This window comes from Microbacterium sp. Au-Mic1, assembly GCF_021341785.1.
Classification (GTDB): Bacteria; Actinomycetota; Actinomycetes; order Actinomycetales; family Microbacteriaceae; genus Microbacterium.
This window is the reverse complement of the sequence record NZ_JAJTTF010000002.1, coordinates 362,631-381,186: the sequence shown is the minus strand read 5'-3', so window position 1 is coordinate 381,186 and position 18,556 is coordinate 362,631. Positions and strand designations below refer to the sequence as shown.

Here is an 18,556-nt window from a genome sequence, read left to right as displayed (position 1 = left end):
GAATGACGAACTACGACGCCATCGATTTCTCGTCCATCATGGCCCTCACCGAGGGCGAGGTCGTCACGCACTCCCCCGTGCGCGACGTGCGCCTGCCGTCCGGCAAGGTGCTCGCGCTCATCACGCTCGACAACGGGCGCGACCACACCCGTCCGAACACGCTCGGCCCCGCGACGCTCACGGAGCTCGGCGAGACGCTCGCCGGACTCCGCGCCCGCGCTGCCGCCGGCGAGATCGCCGCGGTGGGCATCACCGGCAAGCAGTACATCCTCGCGGCCGGCGCCGACCTCTCCGACATCAGCAGGGTCGGATCCCGCGACAACGCGCGCCTCATCGCGCAGCTCGGACACAAGGTGCTGGGATCGCTCAGCACGCTCGGCGTGCCGTCGTTCGCGTTCGTGAACGGCCTCGCCCTCGGTGGTGGCGTCGAGATCGCGCTCAACTCGACCTACCGCACGGTCGACGCCTCGGCGGCGGCCCTCGCGCTGCCCGAGGTGTTCCTCGGGATCATCCCGGGCTGGGGCGGCGCGTACCTGCTGCCGAACCTCATCGGCATCGAGAACGCGCTCGAGGTCGTCATCTCGAACCCGCTCAAGCAGAACCGCATGCTCAAGCCGCAGCAGGCGTTCGAGCTCGGCATGATGGACGCGATCTTCCCCGCGGCGAACTTCCTCGAGGACTCGCTGCGCTGGGCCGACGCGGTGCTCGGCGGCAAGAAGGTCGAGCGCAAGAACGAGCCCGGCAAGATCGAGCGCCTCACCAAGTGGCCGATCGCCATCAAGATGGCCCGCGGCATGCTCGAGTCCAAGATCGGCACCGTGCCCCGCTCGCCCTACGCTGCTCTCGACCTGCTCGACAAGGCGAAGAGCGGAACCAGGGAGGAAGGTTTCGCACGGGAGGACGAGGCCCTCGCCGACCTCGTCACCGGCGACCAGTTCGCGGCGTCGATGTACGCCTTCGACCTCGTGCAGAAGCGCGCCAAGCGTCCCGTCGGGGCTCCCGACAAAGCCCTCGCGAAGAAGGTCACGAAGGTCGGCATCATCGGCGCGGGCCTGATGGCCAGCCAGTTCGCGCTGCTCTTCGTGCGCAAGCTGCAGGTGCCCGTGCTCATCACCGACCTCGACCAGGCGCGCGTCGACAAGGGCGTCGCCTACATCCACGAGGAGATCGGCAAGCTCGAGGCGAAGGGCCGGCTGGACGCCGACACCGCGAACAAGCTGCGCGCCCTCGTCACCGGCACGACCGACAAGAGCCTCTACGCCGACTGCGACTTCGTGATCGAGGCCGTGTTCGAGGAGGTCGGCGTGAAGCAGGCGGTGTTCGGCGAGATCGAGAAGATCGTCGCCGAGGACGCGATCCTCGCGACCAACACCTCGTCGCTGTCGGTCGAGGAGATCGGATCCCAGCTCGCTCATCCCGAGCGTCTGGTCGGCTTCCACTTCTTCAACCCGGTCGCGGTCATGCCGCTCATCGAGATCGTGAAGACGCCGACGACCACCGAAGCGGCGCTGTCGACCGCGTTCGTGGTCGCGAAGGGCCTGGGCAAGAACGCGGTCCTGACCGCCGACGCCCCCGGCTTCGTCGTGAACCGCCTTCTCGCCAAGGTCATGGGCGAAGCCGCCCGTGCCGTCTACGAGGGAACGCCCGTCGCGGACGTCGAGAAGGCGTTCGGCCCGCTCGGACTGCCGATGGGCCCGTTCCAGCTCATCGACCTGGTCGGCTGGAAGGTCGCCGCGCACGTGCAGGACACCATGGTGCACGCGTTCCCGGACCGCTTCTACGCGAACGAGAACTTCCACGCGCTGGCGGATCTGCCCGAGGTCGTCGAGAAGGACAAGGGCGGGCAGGTGACGGGCTTCACCAAGGCCGCGGACAAGCTCGTGAAGCAGGCCGCGGGTTCCACGCCGACCCCGGCCGCCGAGATCCTCCGCCGGGTGCAGGACGGGCTCGCGCAGGAGATCAAGCTCATGCTGGACGAGGGCGTGGTGCCGGAGGTCGAGGACATCGACCTGTGCCTCATCCTCGGCGCGGGCTGGCCGTTCATCGACGGCGGCGCATCGCCGTACCTCGACCGCGAGGGCGCATCGGAGCGCGTGTTCAACGCGACGTTCCACACGCCGGCGATCCGCGGGATCGCGAACGCCTGACGCGGCGCGACAGAGCTGCACGACGAAGGCCGTCTCCCGAGGGAGGCGGCCTTCTTCGTGCGTCAGGCCTGTTCCGGCCTCGGATCCGGCTCGCCCCGTCGCGGCCAGTACGACATGGCACGTTCGGCCAGGGCCGTGATCGTGAGGGACGGATTGACACCCGGGTTCGCCGGGACGGCGGATCCGTCCACGACCGAGAGCCCGGGATGCCCCCACACCCGGTGGAAGGGGTCCACGACGCCGTGCTCAGGCGCATCCGACAGCACCGCCCCGCCGAGGAAGTGTGCGGTGAGCGGGATACCGAAGACCTCGGGCCAGGATCCCCGTGCGGATGCAGGCACGCCCGTCTCCTGCGTCATGCGGGTCGCGATCGCCTGCGCCGCACGGTGCGCCTCGGGCAGGTGGCTCGGGTTCGGGGCGCCATGCCCCTGGGCGCTGGTCAGCACGTCGCGCCCGAACCGACGGCGCAGGGAGAGCGTGAGCGAGTTGTCGGCGGTCTGCATGACGAGCGCGATGATGCCGCGCTCGCTCCAGCGACGCAGCGTCCCGAGTCGGAACTGTCGGATCGGATGACCCGCGACGGCTCCGAGGAGCGCGCCCAGGCGGCGATGCAGCGGCACGTCGCCCGGTACGAGCACGGTCGCGAGCGCCCCCATGAGGTTGGATCCGGGGCCGTACCGCACGTTCTCCACGTGCGTGCGATCGTCGACGTGGAACGACGTCGTGATGGCCACGCCGTGGGCGAAGCCGGCCTTTTCCGGCACCGCGGTCGAGACCGCGCCGTCCAGCGCCTCCGAGTTGGTGCGGGTGAGCCGGCCGAGCGCATCCGGGATCCGCGGCAGCGCGCCCGAGGCCTTCATCCGGTGCAGCAGCTGCTGCGTCCCCCAGGTGCCCGCCGCCAGCACGACCCGCTCCGCGGTCACGGTGCGCCGTCGGCCCCGACCCCACCCGCCGCTGGGGCGAGTGGTGACCGAGAAGCCTCCTCCGGCGAGCTCGCGGACCTCGACGACCGTGCGCAGCGGCTCGATCACCGCGCCACGACGCTCCGCGAGCGCGAGGTAGTTCTTCATGAGGGTGTTCTTCGCGCCGACGCGGCAGCCCACCATGCAGTTCCCGCACAACGTGCAGCCGGTGCGTGCGGGGCCTTCGCCGCCGAAGAACGGATCCGGCACGGTCTCGCCCGGCGCGCCGAAGTACACGCCGACCGGCGCTCGGCGGAATGTCTTCGCGACGCCCAGATCCTCGGCTGCACCTGCCATGATCCGTTCGACCGGGCCGGTGTGCGGGTAGTGCTCCACGACACCGAGCATGCGCTTGGCCGTGGCGTAGTGCGGCGCGAGCTCGTCCTGCCATGGCGCGATACCGGACCACTGCGGGTCGTCGAAGAAGCCATCGCCAGGCTGGTAGAGCGTGTTCGCGTAGTTCAGGGATCCGCCGCCGACACCGGCGCCGGCGAGGATCATGACGTGCGGCAGCCGGTGGATCCGCTGTACGCCGAAGCACCCGAAGGCGGGAGCCCACAGGTAGCGGCGGACGTCCCAGTTCGTCCTCGCGAAGTCGTCGTCCTCGAAGCGTCGACCCGCCTCGTACACACGGACCCGGTAGCCCTTCTCCACGAGCCGGAGCGCAGCGACCGAACCGCCGAACCCGGACCCGATCACGACGACGTCTTCATCGAAGCCGGTCATGCGGTGACTCCCTTCGCGACCATCACGGTCAGTGACGCGGGGCGCACCCGGATGGTGCACGCCTTCTCCGCGATCCGCTCTCCGTCGGCGTAGACCACGAGATCCGGCGATGAGACGGTGATCTCGCGCACCAGGCGGTGCGCCACCTCCGGCCGCGTCAGATGCCGCCCGCGCAGCAGCAGGGGGAACAGCGCGAGCAATCGGATCCGCCGCATCGGCGCGACATGCACCACGTCCAGCAGGCCGTCGTCGAGGCGCGCGTCGGGGCAGATCGGCATGCCGCCGCCGTAGCTGGCGGTGTTGCCCACGGCGACCAGTGTGCCGGGGGCGTCTCTCGGATCCTCGCCCTCGCAGGCCAGCCGGAACCGGGTCGGCCGCAGGCGGGCGACCTCGATCAGGATCGCCAGGTAGTAGCGCGCGGCACCGCGGGGCCAGCGCAGCAGGTTCGTGCGATCACTGACCTTGGCATCGAAGCCGAGCGCCGCCACCGTGAGGAACGGCGTGGTCCGGCCGGCTGCCACGATCTCGCCGACGTCGATGCGACGAGGAACTCCGTGCAGCGCGAGCAGCGCGGCACCGGCCGGGTCGTGTCTCGGCACTCCCAGGGCGCGAGCGAGGTCGTTGCCCGTGCCGGCGGGAACGAGCACCATCGGCATCTCCGTGCCTGCAAGCTCGGGCAGGATCTCCGACACGGTGCCGTCTCCGCCGACCACGACGAGCGCCTCCGGACGTGTCGCGACGGCGACCCCGATCAGACGGCGCGTGTCCGCGGGCGAGGATCCGATGTGCACGACGACCTCGGCACCCGCGTCCCGCAGCGCGGCGACGGCCGCATCCGCCGCGGAGGCGCCGCGCCCCTTGCCGGAGCGCGGGTTCACGATCAGCGCGATCCTCGGCATGCCTCAGGCTCCCGCGGGTGACACGGGAACCGGCGCCGCCGCGCCGAGCACGGCGCCGGGATTCATGATCCCCGCGGGATCGAGCTCGCGTTTGACAGCCGCGAGGATCCGGATGCCCGTCTGACCGATCTCGTCCGCGAGCCAGGGCGAGTGATCGCGCCCCACCGCGTGGTGGTGGCTGATCGTGCCGCCCGCGGCCATGATGGCGTCGCCGGCCCGGTGCTTGATGCCGGCCCATGCGTCCAGCGCATCGGTGCCGAGCGGAGCGAGCACGGTGAAGTACAGCGATGCCCCCGTGGGGTACACGTGCGAGACATGGCACATCACGAAGGACTTGCGTCCTGCCTCGGCGAATCCGGTCTTGAGCGCCGTCGTCACCGCATCGCGCAGGCCCACGAGCCGGGACCACGTCGTCGCCGTCTCGAGCGTCTCGCAGAACACACCCGCATCGAGCAGGGCATCGCGCAGGTACGGTCCGTCGAAACGGGTGCGCAGCCAGTCCTCCGATGCTCCCTCGCCCAGCGACGTGCCGCCGGCCGCGTGCAGCAGCGCAGCCGTGCGCGCTCGACGCGCCGCCACGTCGTCCCCCTCGAAGACGGTGACCGCGCTCGTGCCCTTCGCGAGCGCTTTGCCGATCTTCCCGACCTGAGCGAGGCTCACGCTGGTCTCGGCCTCATCGGACAGGCGCATCACGGTGGGGCCACCGCCGCCCTGCGCCACGGTTCGCAACGCCGCGGCACCGGTCGCGAAGTCGGGGAACGTCCACGATTCCATCACGCGCCCGGACGGCACGGGGTGCACGCGCACGGTCACCTCGGTGATGACGCCGTAGATGCCCTCGGATCCGAGGAAGAGGCGGATGAGGTCCGGGCCTGCGGCGCTGCCCGGCGACCGCCCCAGCTCGATGTCGCCCGTCGGGGTCGCGACCCTGATGCCGGTGACCATCGTGTCGAACCGGCCGTGACCGGCCGAGTTCTGTCCCGATGAGCGCGCGGCGGCGAATCCGCCGATCGTCGCGTAGCGGAAGCTCTGCGGGTAGTGCCCCAGCTCCATGCCGTGACCCGCGAGGAGCCGTTCCGCCTCCGGCCCGGTCGTTCCGGCGGCGAGCACCGCCTCCGCGCTCACGGCGTCGTAACGCAGCAGGCCGGTCATCCGGCCGAGATCCAGGCTCACGAGGCACCTGTGCGCACCGCGCTCGGGGTCGAGGGCGCCGACGACGCTCGTCCCGCCGCCGTACGGGATCACGGCGATGTCGCGCTCCGCGGCCAGGCGCAGACACGCGACGACCTGGTCGTGGTCGTGCGGGCGCAGCACCGCGTCGGGCGCGGCCTGGTCCTCCTCACGGCGGCGCAGCAGGTCGGGGGTGGAACGCCCCCCGGCGTGCCGAATGCGGGACTCCGCATCCGTCCGGACGTTGTCGGCGCCGAGCACCTCGGCGAACGCCTCGACGTCGTCGGACGTGAAGGCGGAACGGATCAGCCGGACGTCGGCGAGGGCGATCGCCGAGCCGGGGCGACGGATGCGCCCGAGCAGCAGCGGCAGCAGGGAACGCACAGCGAAAGGCAGACCCTCGGCCCGTTCGGGGTCTCCCCAGCCATTCCAGCGCATCGGCGCCGTCTCGTCGATCGGATCGTCGGCGTCTCTGCCGCTCGGGTTCGTCATGCGTTACAGTGTGACAGATCATGACAAAACGTCAACCCGCGTTCGATGTCCCCCTGCCGAGCTGGGACCCGACGCAGACCCGGATCCTCGAGTCCGCCGAGGCGCTCATCGCGTCGCGAGGCGTGCACGGCGTGACGATCGCCGAGCTCGCCCGCCGCGCGCGAGTGAGTCGCCCGACGATCTATCGTCACTGGTCGGATGCCGACGATGTGGTTCGCGCCGCCCTGTTGCGCCGTGTGGCGAGCATCCTCGACCAGTTCCCCGAGCCTGCGACGACCCGCGCCGAGATCATCGAGGACGTGCTCCGGTTCTCCACGCTGTTCCGCGGGGACCCGGTCTACCGGCACCTGCTGACGGATGAGCCCGAGGCGTTCACGCGCTACAGCCTGGAGCGCGTCGGATCCAGCCAGCGTGCGATCCTCGCCTGGATCGCGGTCTCCATCTCTGCGGCCCAGGATGATGGATCCGTCCGCCGCGATGATCCGCAGGCGATGGCGGTGATGCTGCTGCTGATCGCGCAGTCCGCACTGCTCTCCCACGGCACGGTGAGCGAACTCATCGACGAGCTCTCCTTCGAACGCGAGCTGCGCACCGCCATCGACGGGCTGCTGCGGCCATGAGCGGTTCCTCGCGACTGAACGCGCGGCGCCGGAGCGAGGAACTGCTCCGCACTGCCGAGGACCGTGTCGACCTGCTCGTCGTCGGGGGCGGGATCACCGGCGCCGGAGTCGCCCTGGACGCGGTGAGCCGCGGACTGTCGGTCGTGCTCATCGAGGCCGAGGACCTCGCGTTCGGCACCAGCCGGTTCAGTTCGAAGCTCGTGCACGGCGGGCTGCGCTACCTCGCGACCGGCGACATCGCCACGGCGCGGGAGAGCGCGGTCGAGCGCCACCTGCTGATGACGCGGATCGCCCCTCATCTCATCCGCCCGATGGCTCAGCTGCTGCCGTTCTCCCCCGCCGCCAGCCCGAAGCAGCGCTTGACAGGCGCCGTGGGGTTCGCACTCGGGGATCTGCTGCGGCTGCGGGCGGGCACGCCGCAGGCCGTCCTGCCCGCGCCTCACCTCATCACAGCGCGCACCGCGGCTCGGTTGGTGCCGACCCTGCAGGCGGAGCGGCTGCAGGGCGCCGTGCTCGCCGCCGACGGTCAGCTCGTCGATGACGCCCGGCTCGTCGTCGCCGTCGCGCGGACAGCCGCATGCCTCGGCGCCCGGATCCTCACGCGGGTGCGCGCACTCACGCTCCGCCAGAACGGTGCCCACGTCGAGGACGCCCTCAGCGGCGAGAGGTTCGAGATCCGCGCCCGTGCCGTGGTGAACGCCACGGGCGTCTGGGCCGGAGATCTCGATGACGCCATCCGCATGCGGCCGAGCCGGGGCACGCATCTCGTGCTCGACGCCGCAGCGTTGGGGGACCCCGCGGCAGCCCTCACCGTGCCGCATCCCGGATCCATCAGCCGCTTCGTGTTCGCTCTGCCGCAGCAGCTCGGCCGCGTCGTGGTCGGTCTCACCGATGAAGACGCGCCGGGGCCGGTGCCCTCGGTCGCCGTCCCCACGGAGCCGGAGATCGCGTTCCTGCTCGAGGTCCTCAACCGCGCCCTCGCCACGCCGATCCGGCGCGACCAGGTCCGCGGTGCATACGCGGGGCTGCGTCCGCTCGTCGACACCGGTGGAACCTCCACTGCGGACATCTCTCGACGCCATCTCGTCGCCGTCTCCGAGGGCGGTTTCGTGAACGTCCTCGGCGGAAAGCTCACCACCTATCGCCGCATGGCAGAGGATGCGGTCGATCGAGCAGTCGCGATCGCAGGTCTCCCCGCGGGGCCGTGCCGCACCGCCACGCTGCCTCTCGTCGGCGCGATTGCGGCTCCTTCGCGCCCCTCGGACGATCTGCACTGGCGTTACGGAGCGGAGGCCGGGCTGGTGCTGGCCCGCGCGCGCTGCACGGCCCCGCGGGAGCGCATCGCCGCGGGTATCGACGTGACACGCGCCGAGGTCGAGTTCGCGGTGCGGGCCGAAGGCGCGCTGACCACCGACGACGTGCTGGACAGGCGAACCCGCATCGGCCTCGTGGACGATGACCGCTCCCTCGCCCACGACCAGGTGTCGCGCCTCGTGGCCGAGACGCTCGCCGACTCCGCCTGACATCGCCCGCTAGGCTCGGGCAGCAACAGGTGGTGCATGACGGGTCGTCTGCATCGTCCGAGGCGCAGATCAGGGGGATCGTGTGGGAGGAACCAGATCCGGTCGGCGGACCGTCGCCCAGCACGGCCAGCTTCCGCGTCCGGGCGCCTGGGGACAGTTCCTGCGCCTTCTCGCCGTTTGCGCGACCACCGTCGCCATCGCTGCGGTCGCGACCGGCGTCTGGATCGTCCAGGACCTCGCCGGCAACTTCGCGTCGGGCAGCTTCGCGCTCGAGGACGCACCGGCAGAAGCAGCCGCACCCGGACTGGGCGGGTTCCCGAACGTCGCCGCGAACATCCTGCTCGCCGGAACCGACAACTGCGAGCCGCAATACGCCGCGATGTTCCAGAATCGATGCTCGGATCCGGACGTCGAGGGCACGCGCAGCGACGTCCTCATGCTCGTGCACATCTCCGCGGAGCCACGGCACATCACGGTGATCAGCTTCCCGCGCGACCTCCTCGTCGAAATCCCCGAGTGTCGGAAGGATGACGGCACGGTGTCACCAGCGGTCTCGGGCGAGATGATCAATGCCGCGTTCGAACGGGGCGGAGTGAACTGCTCCGCGAAGGCGATCACCGCGCTGACAGGGCTGAAGGTCGGCTACGCCGCATCGATCAACTGGGGTGGCGTGATCGACGTCACCAATGCGATCGGCGGCGTGGAGATCTGCGTCGCCAGCGACATGCGGGACGCGGACTCCGGCATCGATCTGACCGCGGGACGGCATACGCTTCAGGGCGCGCAGGCTCTCGCCTTTCTTCGCGCGCGCTACTCGACGGCGGACGGTAGTGACCTCGCGCGAATCGGCAACCAGCAGCAGTACCTCTCGAGCCTGGTGCGGCGGATCAGCGACGAGCAGACGCTCACCGATCCCGCGAAGCTGCTTCGGCTGGCGCACGCCGGCATCAGCGCGATCGACCCCAGCACCACGTTGGAGAACCCGCTCACGCTCGTGCAATTGGGCCTCGCGATCAAGAGCGTACCCACCCAGGAGTACGCGTTCATCCAGTACCCCGTCTATCCCGCGCCGTCGAATCCGAACCGGCTGGTTCCGGACGAGGCCGCCGCACAGCAGGTGCTGACCGCTCTCGAGCAGAACAAGACCTTCACATTCACAGCGGCCACCCAAGGTCAGTCGACCGAGGAAGCCGGCACCGCGGCTCCCGCGGAGGCCGATGCCGCTGATCCTCTGGCTCCTGCCGCTTCCGCAGTCCCTACGACGACCGACGCCGTCACATTGCCTTCGCAGGTGATGGGCAATACGGCCGACACCGCGACGTGCACGGAGGGCCGAGTGTACTGACCGAGCGCCGGCCACGCCCGGCCCGGGTAGACGTTCCACGGGGTCCGCGCTATTCTTTGAACATGTTCAGTTCAGAGTCGGACGCGACGTCGAAGCCGCTCACCCCGAAGGCCGAAGCGACAAGAGCGCGGATCCGCGCGGCTGCCATGGCCTCATTCGTCGAGCGCGGCTACCCGGACACCACCATCCGACTGATCGCCAAGGAGGCAGGCGTATCGGTCGGGAACGCCTACTACTACTTCCCTTCCAAGGAGCACCTGGTCCAGGAGCTCTACGACCAGCAGCAGCGGGATCACGGAGCAGTAGCGCGCCCAAGGCTCGAGGGTGTGACCGGCCTCGTCGATCGTCTGCGCATCTTCCTCGAGACCGGCCTGGAAACGGTCGGCGCCTACCGCGCCGTCGCACCGGGCTTCCTCAGCGCGATGGTCTCCCCCGACTCCCCGATCAACCCCCTGTCCGTGGAGTCCTCTCCCGCGCGCGAGATGACGATCGGCCTGCTCCGCGAAGTCGTCGAAGGCGCGTCGCATCGTGTGCCGGACGATATCGCCGAGCGTCTGCCCGAGGCGATCTTCCCGATGTATCTCGCGCTCATCCTCCGGTGGACCTATGACGAGTCTCCCGACCAGGCGAAGACCACCCGCCTCCTCGATACCGGACTCAGACTGTTTGCCGTCGCACTCCCGTTCCTGCGCGTCCCCGGTGTCCGCGGTGTGACCCGCGACCTCCTCGACCAGATCGCGGACGTGCGGCCATGAACGCCGAAGAGCTTCCGGCGTGGCCGCGGAGACCGAAGAAGCCGATGGCGTTCACCCCGGAGGAGTTCATCGCGGGCGCCTTCCGTGCTCTCGGGCTGCACCTCGTGCTGTTCCTCATCGCGTGCGTGCTGGCGGGCACCGTCGCCGCGTTCGTCGACAGACTCGACCAAGCGGATTCGTTGTTTTCCGCCCTCGGGAGAGGCGTGGGCCTCACCATCCTGGTCCAGTTCTACGCCGTGCCGATCTCGCTCCTCGCGCTCCTGATCGGAGTGATGCCGGCGCTGCTCCTCGGACGTGCGATCGTCCGGGTGGCGGACTTCCGAACGCATGTCATCGCATGGGCCGGGTTCGGCATCGTCTTCTCGGGTGCGGTGACGGCAGCCGTGATCACCACGCTGCATCTGAGCTTCGCAGGCGTTCTGACCGTGATCGCCGTCGCCGGCTGGGCCTCGGGGTCGGTCGCGATCACGCTCGCCTGGGCGAGGACGGCGTCGCTCGCGCTGCGGAAGGACCGCGGGCTGACTCCGCAGCCCTGGTTCCGTCGCCGGCATCCCCATCCTCAGGCGGCTCCCCGATGATGATGAGCATCGGTACCGACGCGCCTTCTCCGCGGACGCCCGCGAGGCCCATGGCGTTCACCATGGAGGAGTTCATCAACGGTGCGCTACTCGCCTGGGGATTGACGCTACTACTGCTGCCGGTTCTGCTGTTCGCGGTGCTGGGCATTGGCTGTCCTACCGAAGTTTCCTCCGTGCCTTGCTCGATCTCGGACGTCTCGTCCCGGCTCATCGGAGCAATCGCCCTCTCACTCGCGGGCGCAGTCGCCAGCGTCCCCGCGTTCTTCCTCTTCGTGCTGCCTGCACATGCGCTCAATCGGACGTGGGAACGGTCAGCACATCCTGCGGTGCACATCACCGTCAATGCGGTGCTCGGTCTGGCTGTCGGCGCCACAGGTTCCTTCGGCGCGCTGTTCGCCCTCGGGATCGTCGGCTTGTCCGCGCTCGCCGTTCCGGTGGTTCTTAGCAGCGCGGTTGCGGCGACGATCGCGTTCCCCCTCGCCTGGAGATTCACCGCGGCGCGGGCGCTGAACGCCGATCGCGGCATGGCGGCGCCCTGCGCGTGGCGGTTCCCGAGGTCCGCATCATGACGGACTCCCAGGTCCCGCGCTCGCCCCGCACCCCGCAACGGCCCATGGCGTTCACCGGGGAGGAATTGGCACGCGGCGGAGTCTGGACCTGGCTCGTCTTCCTCGCACTGGTGGCGCTGATCGTCATCGTCCCGGAGCTCGCGTCGACGCTCACGGACGGCTGGGTCGCTCTCTGGTCGGGGGACGACGCCGGATCGATCTGGTCCGCCCGCATCGTCGGTCTCTTCGCGGGGCTCCCCGTCCTGCTGATTGCGCTCGTCGTCTGCGGCATGCTCTCCGGGCTCGTGGCGCTCGTCGTCACACCGCTCGCCGGTCTGGTCGGACGCGGTCTCGCGCGTGTTCGGCACCGTGCGGTGCATCTGTGCGCCCAACTCGCACTCGGCGCGGTCGTGGGCGCCGGCGTCGCCCTCGGGATCGGAGCCCTGAGCGGCTGGTGGTACCCGCCCCTCGTAGTGATCGCCTCGAGCGCGACCGCCGTCGCCGCCGCAAGCGGCTGGTGGCTCACGTCGCACAAGGCGCTGCGCGATGACGTCCGAACCACCGCGGCGCGCTCGGATCCGTCCTAGCGTCGACGACGCTCCTCGGCGTCCGCGTCGACCGTGCGCCCGGCCACGATCTCGACCGTGCCCGTGTGCAGCGGAACCTCGCCCGTGGGGCGGGCGATCGGCACGCGCGTGCCGAGCACCTGGGCGACGACGTCCTGCGCGATCTTGCCCGCGGTCAGCCCGGCATCCTCGAGGATCTGGTCGCGGCTGGCGTGGTCGATGTACTCGTCGGGCAGGCCCAGCTCGTCGACGGCTGTGTCGATGCCCGCCTCGCGGAGAACCTGACGCACGCGTGTGCCGACCCCGCCGACACGGATGCCGTCCTCGAGGGTGATGACGAGGCGGTGCCGGGCCGCGAGCTCGACGACCGAGGGCTGCACCGGGATCGCCCAGCGCGGGTCGATCACGGTCGCCCCGATCCCCTGCGCCTTGAGCCGGTCCGCCACGTCGAGAGCGAGAGTCGCGAACGGGCCGATCCCGATGAGCAGCACATCCTCGTCCTCATCGCGGGAGAGCACGTCCACGCCGTCGTGCAGGCGCTCGAGCGCCGGGATCTCGGGGGTCACCGCACCCTTGGGGAAGCGGATCACGGTCGGCGCGTCGTCGACGGCCACCGCCTCCTCCAGCTCCTCGCGCAGGCGCTCGGCGTCACGGGGCGCCGCGATGCGGATCCCCGGCACGATCTGCAGCATGGACAGGTCCCACAGACCGTGGTGGCTCGGGCCATCGGGCCCGGTGACGCCCGCCCGGTCCAGCACGAACGTCACCCCGGCACGGTGCAGCCCGACGTCCATCAGCACCTGGTCGAACGCGCGGCCCATGAACGTGGCGTAGAGCGCGACCACCGGATGCAGACCGCCGTACGCGAGGCCCGCCGCGGACGTCACGGCGTGCTGCTCGGCGATGCCGACATCGTAGACGCGGTCGGGGAACCGCTCTGCGAACGGAGCGAGACCCGTGGGCCGCAGCATCGCCGCCGTCATCGCGATGACCTTCGGGGCGCGCGAACCGACGTCGACCAGTGCGTCGGCGAACACGTCGGTCCATCCGATGCCGCTCGCCGCGAGGGGGGCGCCGGTCTTCGGGTCGATCTTGTTGACCGCGTGGAACTGATCCGCCTCGTCGTCGAGCGCGGGCTGGTACCCCCGGCCCTTCTCGGTGATGACGTGCACGATGACCGGGGCGCCGTAGTCCTTCGCGAGCTGCAGCGTCTCAAGGAGAGAGGGGATGTCATGCCCGTCGATGGGACCGAGGTATTTGATGTCGAGGTTGGAGTACAACTCCTCGTTGTTCGAGAAGCGCGAGAGGAAGCCGTGCGTTCCTCCGCGCACGCCGCGGTAGAACGCGCGCCCGACCGGACCGAACGCCCGGAAGAATCGGTCCGACTTGCGATGCAGGTCGCGGTACACGCCCGCCGTGCGCACCCGGTTCATGTAGCGGGCCATACCGCCGATCGTCGGCGCGTAGGAGCGCCCGTTGTCGTTCACGACGATGACCAGGTTGCGCTCGTTGTCATCGGAGATGTTGTTGAGCGCCTCCCACGTCATGCCGCCGGTGAGCGCGCCGTCGCCGACGACCGCGACGACGTGACGGTCCCCGCGACCCGTCGCGGTGAAGGCGCGGGAGATCCCGTCTGCCCAGCTCAGCGAGCTCGAGGCGTGCGAGGACTCCACGACGTCGTGCGGGCTCTCGGACCGCTGTGGGTAGCCGGCCAGCCCGCCGCGCGAGCGCAGCGCCGAGAAGTCCTGACGCCCCGTGAGGAGCTTGTGCACGTACGACTGATGCCCGGTGTCGAAGATGATCGGGTCATCTGGTGAGGAGAACACCCGGTGCAGCGCGATGGTGAGCTCGACGACGCCGAGGTTCGGCCCGAGGTGGCCACCCGTGCGGGCGACGTTTTCGATCAGGAACGAACGGACCTCCGCTGCCAGCTCCGCGAGCTGTTCGGGGGTGAGCCGGTCGAGGTCGCGGGGACCGGAGATGCCGGGAAGGATCGCCACCGTGTCTGCCTCCTGAAACGAAACGGGAACAGCGAGCCGAGGCCCGCAGCACCGACCAAGACTACCGAGCATTGCTCCCGGGCCGCTGGAGATCCGCCGCATCCGGACCGACGTAGTGTCCGATCGGCCGCAACCGCAGCGGGGACCGCCCGTACTCGTCCTGCGCGTGCGCACACCAGCCTGCTGAGCGCGCGACTGCGAAGACCGTCTCTCCGGAGTCGGCGGGCATGTCCCAGGCCAGTGCCATCACGGCCAGCGCGAGATCGACCGTGGGGTGGAGGCCCGTCCTGGCCTGCACGACGGAGATCAGCTGCTCGGCCAGCCCCAGTGCCGTCTCAGCCTGCGGATCCGCCGTCTCGCGCATGAGCCGAAGCAACAGCCGCGCCCGGGGATCTCCGTCCGGGTACAGCAGCTGTCCGAAGCCGGGGATCCCCGCTCCGCCCAAGCGCGTCGCGGTCGCCAGCGCGGCTGCCGGATCCACCCCGTCCCGCACTTGTCGGAGCAGTGCGTGGACCGCCGCGCTCACCGCTCCGTGCAGAGCGGAGTCGAGGGCGCCGAACCCGGCCGCCACGACGGCGTAGGGATGGGCTCGCGCCGACGCCGCGGCCCGCGCGGCGAGAGTCGAGGCCGCCATGTCGTGATCGACCAGGAGCACGAGCGCAGCGTCCAGCACTCGTACGCGATCAGGCGTCGGGGGAAGCCTCGTGAGGCGAGGCCAGAGCCGCGCTGCCACCGATCCGCCCATCGTCCCACTGGTCGACGCCGCGCTGTCGTTCTCCTGACCGACGCCGAGCAGCGGGAGCGCATCCACGAGCCCGGCGACGAGACGCGTCGCGACGCGTGCCACGGTCTCCGCACGGAGGTCGTATCGCTCCGGATCCTCCGCCGCGAGAGTCGCGACCGCCGCGAGCAGTCGGCTGAATGCCCCGGCAGCGGGCGGAAGGGCGGCAACCACGCGGCTCGGAGCTGCGCTCCCGGACCCTTCCAGCCGCAACGCGTCCCACTGCGGCAGGTCCGTGCGCGCGAAGAGCCACCGCACGATCGCGTCGAATCTCGGCGGCTGGCCCTCCCCCGCGACCAGCTCGTCGATCGGCACGCCGCGGATCCAGAGCTCTCCGTCCTCGATCAGCGCGATGTCCGTATCGATGACAGCCAGCGGGCTCCCGTCCGCGCCGGCCGCGCGAGCCGCGCCGTGCGAGGGCGAGGTCGCACGGCGGCGGGTACGGGCGAAGCGCTCGACCTCGAGCGGGTCGAACAACGAGCCGTGCGCCCCGCGCTCGCGCGCGATCAGGCCCCGAGAGACATACGCGTAGAGCGTCTCCGTCCGCACACCGAGACGCGCCGCCGTCTGCGCCGCCGTGAGTACGTCCATCGCGAGCTCCTTCATTGATCCGATCAACATTGACGATATCCGGATCCATTAGAGATCGTGAGCGAAGAGCCGCCATCCGCGACTCGCCAGAGAGGAGCCGACATGGCCATCACCATCGATCGCAACGACACGCATCTCATCGATGTCCCGCGAGGACTCACCAACGTCGTCGTCGCCGAGACCACGATCGGCGACGTCCGCGGCGAGGAGGGCTTCTTCCAGTACCGGGGCGTCTCGGGTGTGGAGCTGGCCGCCGAAGCCCGATTCGAGGACGCCTGGAGGCTGGTCGCACTCGGCGCTTTGCCTCAGGACGACGCCGACGCCGCAGCTTTCCGCGCCCGTACGACCGCGGCGCGAACGATCCCCGAACACCTGCACGGACCGCTGACGGCGATCGCGGCCTCGGGTCTGGATCCCATGGCCCAATTGCGCACCGGGCTCGCTCTCGTCTCCGCCGCGGACGGACGGCGCGCCCTCTACGACGAGACCGACGAGGAGCGCGTCGACGACACGATCCGTCTCGCCGCCGTCGCGCCGTCCCTGATCGCGGCATTGCACCGGTGGGGCCAGGAACAGGATCCGATCGCGCCGGACGCGGAGCTCGACCCCGTCTCCGACTACTTGCGCATGCTCACGGGCGCCGCACCCGACGCCCGCCTCTCCATTGCCCTCGCCACGTATCTGACCGCGGCGATCGACCACGGGTTCAACGCGTCGACGTTCACGGCGCGGGTCATCGCGTCCACCGGCGCCGACCTCGCCTCGTGCGTCGGCGGTGCACTCGGCGCGCTGTCGGGACCACTGCACGGAGGCGCACCCGCGCGCACGCTCGACATGCTGGACGAGATCGGGACACCCGATCGTGCGGACGCCTGGGTGCGCGAGCGCGTGCAGAACGGCGGGCGGATCATGGGGTTCGGGCACGCGGTGTACCGCACGGAGGATCCCCGCTCGCGCCTGCTGCGCGGGGTCGCTCAGCGGCTGCGCGTCGACGGACTCGCGTCGGACCGCGTCGACCTCGCGGTGACGGTGGAGCAGACCGTGCTGCAGGTGCTGGACGAGCTCAAGCCGGGCCGCGCCCTGCGCACGAACGTCGAGCTCTACGCCGCGGTCGTCATGGAGGCGTGCGGGATTCCGCGCGAGCTGTTCACTCCGACGTTCGCATCGGCACGCCTGATCGGCTGGGGCGCGCACGCCTGCGAGCAGGTGCAGGACGGCAAGATCCTCCGCCCCTCCTCCCGCTACATCGGAGCGCCGTCACACTCTCGTTGATCGCCACCGACCCCGGGTCTATGCTCAGCGGCAGGCGAGCACGGGGACGCGAGTGATCGTCCCCGTGCGCCCGAAGGACCGGACCCGAACGGCCCCCGGTGCGCTTGGACATTCCGCGATCGTGGATCCGAGGAGACGAACGTGAACGCGCAGACACCGGCATCCCGCGGCACCGCGCGGCGAAGGACGATCGTCGTCATTGCAGCCGCTGCTGTCATCGCATTGCTCGTGGTCATCGCCTGGATCGTATGGCGGCCGGCGGGCGGGGCCGCTCCCGCCGCGATCGCGTCGTCCGCACATCCGGACGTCCAGAACGCACGGGTCGACGCGATCGTCCGAGAGGCCATGAAGGCCGACAGTCTCAAGGCGGTGATCGTGCGGGTCACGGTCGACGGCAAGGTCGTGGCCATGCAGGCGTACGGGGACTCGATGACCGGCGTCCCCGCCACCACCGACATGCATTTCCGCAACGGCGCGGTGGCGTTCGAGTACGTCTCCACATTGTTGCTGGAGTACGTCGACGAGGGGAAGATCACCCTCGACGACACGGTCGACAAGTGGATGCCCGGCCTGCCCGAGGCGAACAAGGTCACGCTCAGGATGCTGACGAACCAGACCACCGGATATCCCGACTTCGAGACGGATCCGGAGTGGACCGCGGCCTACAACGCCGACCCGTTCCACGAGTTCACGTTCGACGAGCGATTGAAGGACGCGTTCAATCGCCCTCTGCAATTCGAGCCCGGCACCAACTGGAGCTACGCGCACACCAACTTCATGATCCTCGGCCACATCCTCTCCATGATCGGAGGAGCTCCCCTCGACCAGCTGCTGCAGAAGAAGGTCCTCGGCCCGATGGGTCTGACGCAGACGGCGGCGTACAGTACCGCGACCGTGCCGGAACCGGTGCTGCATGCCTACAGCTCCGAGCGCCGCGTAGCCCTCGGTATTCCCCCGTCGATGCCGTTCACGGAGGAGTCGACGTTCTGGAACCCCGCCTGGGGCACGCCGATCGGAGCGGCCGAGACGACCACGATCACCGACATGGCGACGACCGCGGTCGCCGTCGGCACCGGCAAGCTGCTCTCACCGAAGAGCTTCCACGAGATGACCGATTCGACGTTGATCGGTTTCGGCACACCGCTCCCCGTCTGCGCCGGATCCTGCTTCACCCAGGTGAACGGCTACAACTACGGACTCGGAGTGGTGAGATCCGGATCCTGGCAGCTGCAGAACCCGCTGCTCAGCGGCTACAGCGCCACCGAGGCGTATCTGCCCTCGAAGAAGATCGCGATCGCGGTGGCGACGACGTTCCTGCCCGGCGCGTTCGACGCGAACGGCGTCTACGACAACGCGAGTGACCGGCTGTTCCGGCAGATCGCCACGGAACTCGCGCCGGACGACCCACCGCCGACACTTCCCGCGAAGAAGAACTGAGGAGACGTCCTGCGACGCCTGCAGGACCAGGCGACGTCTGCAGGACGGAATCCGCGATCAGCGCCTGCATCCGTCACGGCGTCCTGCAGACGTCGCAGCACGGATGCCAGCGGCGGACGCGCGCCACGCGCCTGACATGAGAGG

At 69.9% G+C, this 18,556-nt stretch carries 15 protein-coding genes; 10 read left to right on the top strand and 5 right to left on the bottom strand.

All coding sequences use genetic code 11. The features are described from left to right. Positions 1 to 2: 2 nt before the first annotated feature. Positions 3 to 2,147 carry a 3-hydroxyacyl-CoA dehydrogenase NAD-binding domain-containing protein gene (locus LXM50_RS04320; protein WP_233310090.1) on the top strand — a complete coding sequence of 715 codons (2,145 nt, stop codon included), beginning with the start codon at positions 3 to 5 and terminating at the stop codon, positions 2,145 to 2,147. A gap of 62 nt (positions 2,148 to 2,209) precedes the next feature. Here LXM50_RS04320 and LXM50_RS04315 read toward each other — a convergent pair whose 3' ends face one another. Genes LXM50_RS04315 through LXM50_RS04305 form a run of 3 tightly spaced genes read right to left on the bottom strand, consistent with a single transcriptional unit; the run spans position 2,210 to position 6,396 of the window. Next, on the bottom strand, positions 2,210 to 3,835 hold the full coding sequence (locus LXM50_RS04315; protein WP_233310034.1) for a GMC oxidoreductase: 1,626 nt from the start codon (positions 3,833 to 3,835) through the stop codon (positions 2,210 to 2,212). Next, positions 3,832 to 4,734, bottom strand: a complete 903-nt coding sequence (locus LXM50_RS04310; RefSeq protein WP_233310033.1) for a diacylglycerol kinase family protein — start codon at positions 4,732 to 4,734, stop codon at positions 3,832 to 3,834. Before LXM50_RS04310 ends, LXM50_RS04315 begins: the two co-directional genes overlap by 4 nt. 3 nt (positions 4,735 to 4,737) lie before the next feature. Then, positions 4,738 to 6,396 (bottom strand): FAD-binding oxidoreductase, encoded by a 1,659-nt coding sequence (locus tag LXM50_RS04305; RefSeq protein WP_233310032.1) that lies wholly within the window; start codon positions 6,394 to 6,396, stop codon positions 4,738 to 4,740. A gap of 20 nt (positions 6,397 to 6,416) precedes the next feature. Between LXM50_RS04305 and LXM50_RS04300 the strand changes: the two genes are divergently transcribed. From LXM50_RS04300 to LXM50_RS04270, 7 genes are all read left to right on the top strand, one after another. Then, entirely contained in the window at positions 6,417 to 7,016 is a 600-nt protein-coding gene (locus tag LXM50_RS04300) for a TetR/AcrR family transcriptional regulator (protein ID WP_233310031.1), read from the top strand. Next, positions 7,013 to 8,539 carry a glycerol-3-phosphate dehydrogenase/oxidase gene (locus LXM50_RS04295; RefSeq protein ID WP_233310030.1) on the top strand — a complete coding sequence of 509 codons (1,527 nt, stop codon included), beginning with the start codon at positions 7,013 to 7,015 and terminating at the stop codon, positions 8,537 to 8,539. Before LXM50_RS04300 ends, LXM50_RS04295 begins: the two co-directional genes overlap by 4 nt. 82 nt (positions 8,540 to 8,621) lie before the next feature. Further along, positions 8,622 to 9,884: an LCP family protein gene (locus LXM50_RS04290; RefSeq protein WP_233310029.1), complete on the top strand. Its 1,263-nt coding sequence runs from the start codon at positions 8,622 to 8,624 to the stop codon at positions 9,882 to 9,884. Between the two features lie 62 nt (positions 9,885 to 9,946). After that, complete coding sequence (locus LXM50_RS04285; protein ID WP_233310028.1) at positions 9,947 to 10,639, top strand: TetR family transcriptional regulator; 693 nt, start codon at positions 9,947 to 9,949, stop codon at positions 10,637 to 10,639. 44 nt (positions 10,640 to 10,683) lie between these two features. Next, positions 10,684 to 11,217: a hypothetical protein gene (locus tag LXM50_RS04280; RefSeq protein ID WP_233310027.1), complete on the top strand. Its 534-nt coding sequence runs from the start codon at positions 10,684 to 10,686 to the stop codon at positions 11,215 to 11,217. 62 nt (positions 11,218 to 11,279) lie between these two features. Continuing rightward, the gene (locus tag LXM50_RS04275) at positions 11,280 to 11,786 is read left to right on the top strand and encodes a hypothetical protein (protein WP_233310026.1); all 507 of its coding nucleotides are present in this window, start codon (positions 11,280 to 11,282) and stop codon (positions 11,784 to 11,786) included. Then, complete coding sequence (locus LXM50_RS04270; protein ID WP_233310025.1) at positions 11,783 to 12,352, top strand: hypothetical protein; 570 nt, start codon at positions 11,783 to 11,785, stop codon at positions 12,350 to 12,352. Before LXM50_RS04275 ends, LXM50_RS04270 begins: the two co-directional genes overlap by 4 nt. Here LXM50_RS04270 and dxs read toward each other — a convergent pair. Together dxs and LXM50_RS04260 are read right to left on the bottom strand one after the other, a co-directional pair. Further along, positions 12,349 to 14,331, bottom strand: coding sequence for a 1-deoxy-D-xylulose-5-phosphate synthase (gene dxs / locus LXM50_RS04265; protein WP_233310024.1), 1,983 nt, complete (start codon positions 14,329 to 14,331; stop codon positions 12,349 to 12,351). The two genes, LXM50_RS04270 and dxs, sit on opposite strands and share 4 nt — an antisense overlap. Before the next feature lie 61 nt (positions 14,332 to 14,392). Beyond that, complete coding sequence (locus tag LXM50_RS04260) at positions 14,393 to 15,703, bottom strand: citrate/2-methylcitrate synthase (protein ID WP_233310023.1); 1,311 nt, start codon at positions 15,701 to 15,703, stop codon at positions 14,393 to 14,395. A gap of 102 nt (positions 15,704 to 15,805) precedes the next feature. Here LXM50_RS04260 and LXM50_RS04255 point away from each other — a divergent pair, with 102 nt between their 5' ends. Both LXM50_RS04255 and LXM50_RS04250 read left to right on the top strand, forming a co-directional pair. Then, positions 15,806 to 16,975 carry a citrate synthase gene (locus tag LXM50_RS04255; RefSeq protein WP_233310022.1) on the top strand — a complete coding sequence of 390 codons (1,170 nt, stop codon included), beginning with the start codon at positions 15,806 to 15,808 and terminating at the stop codon, positions 16,973 to 16,975. 141 nt (positions 16,976 to 17,116) lie between these two features. Then, complete coding sequence (locus LXM50_RS04250) at positions 17,117 to 18,412, top strand: serine hydrolase (protein ID WP_233310021.1); 1,296 nt, start codon at positions 17,117 to 17,119, stop codon at positions 18,410 to 18,412. The last annotated feature ends 144 nt before the right edge of the window (positions 18,413 to 18,556 follow it).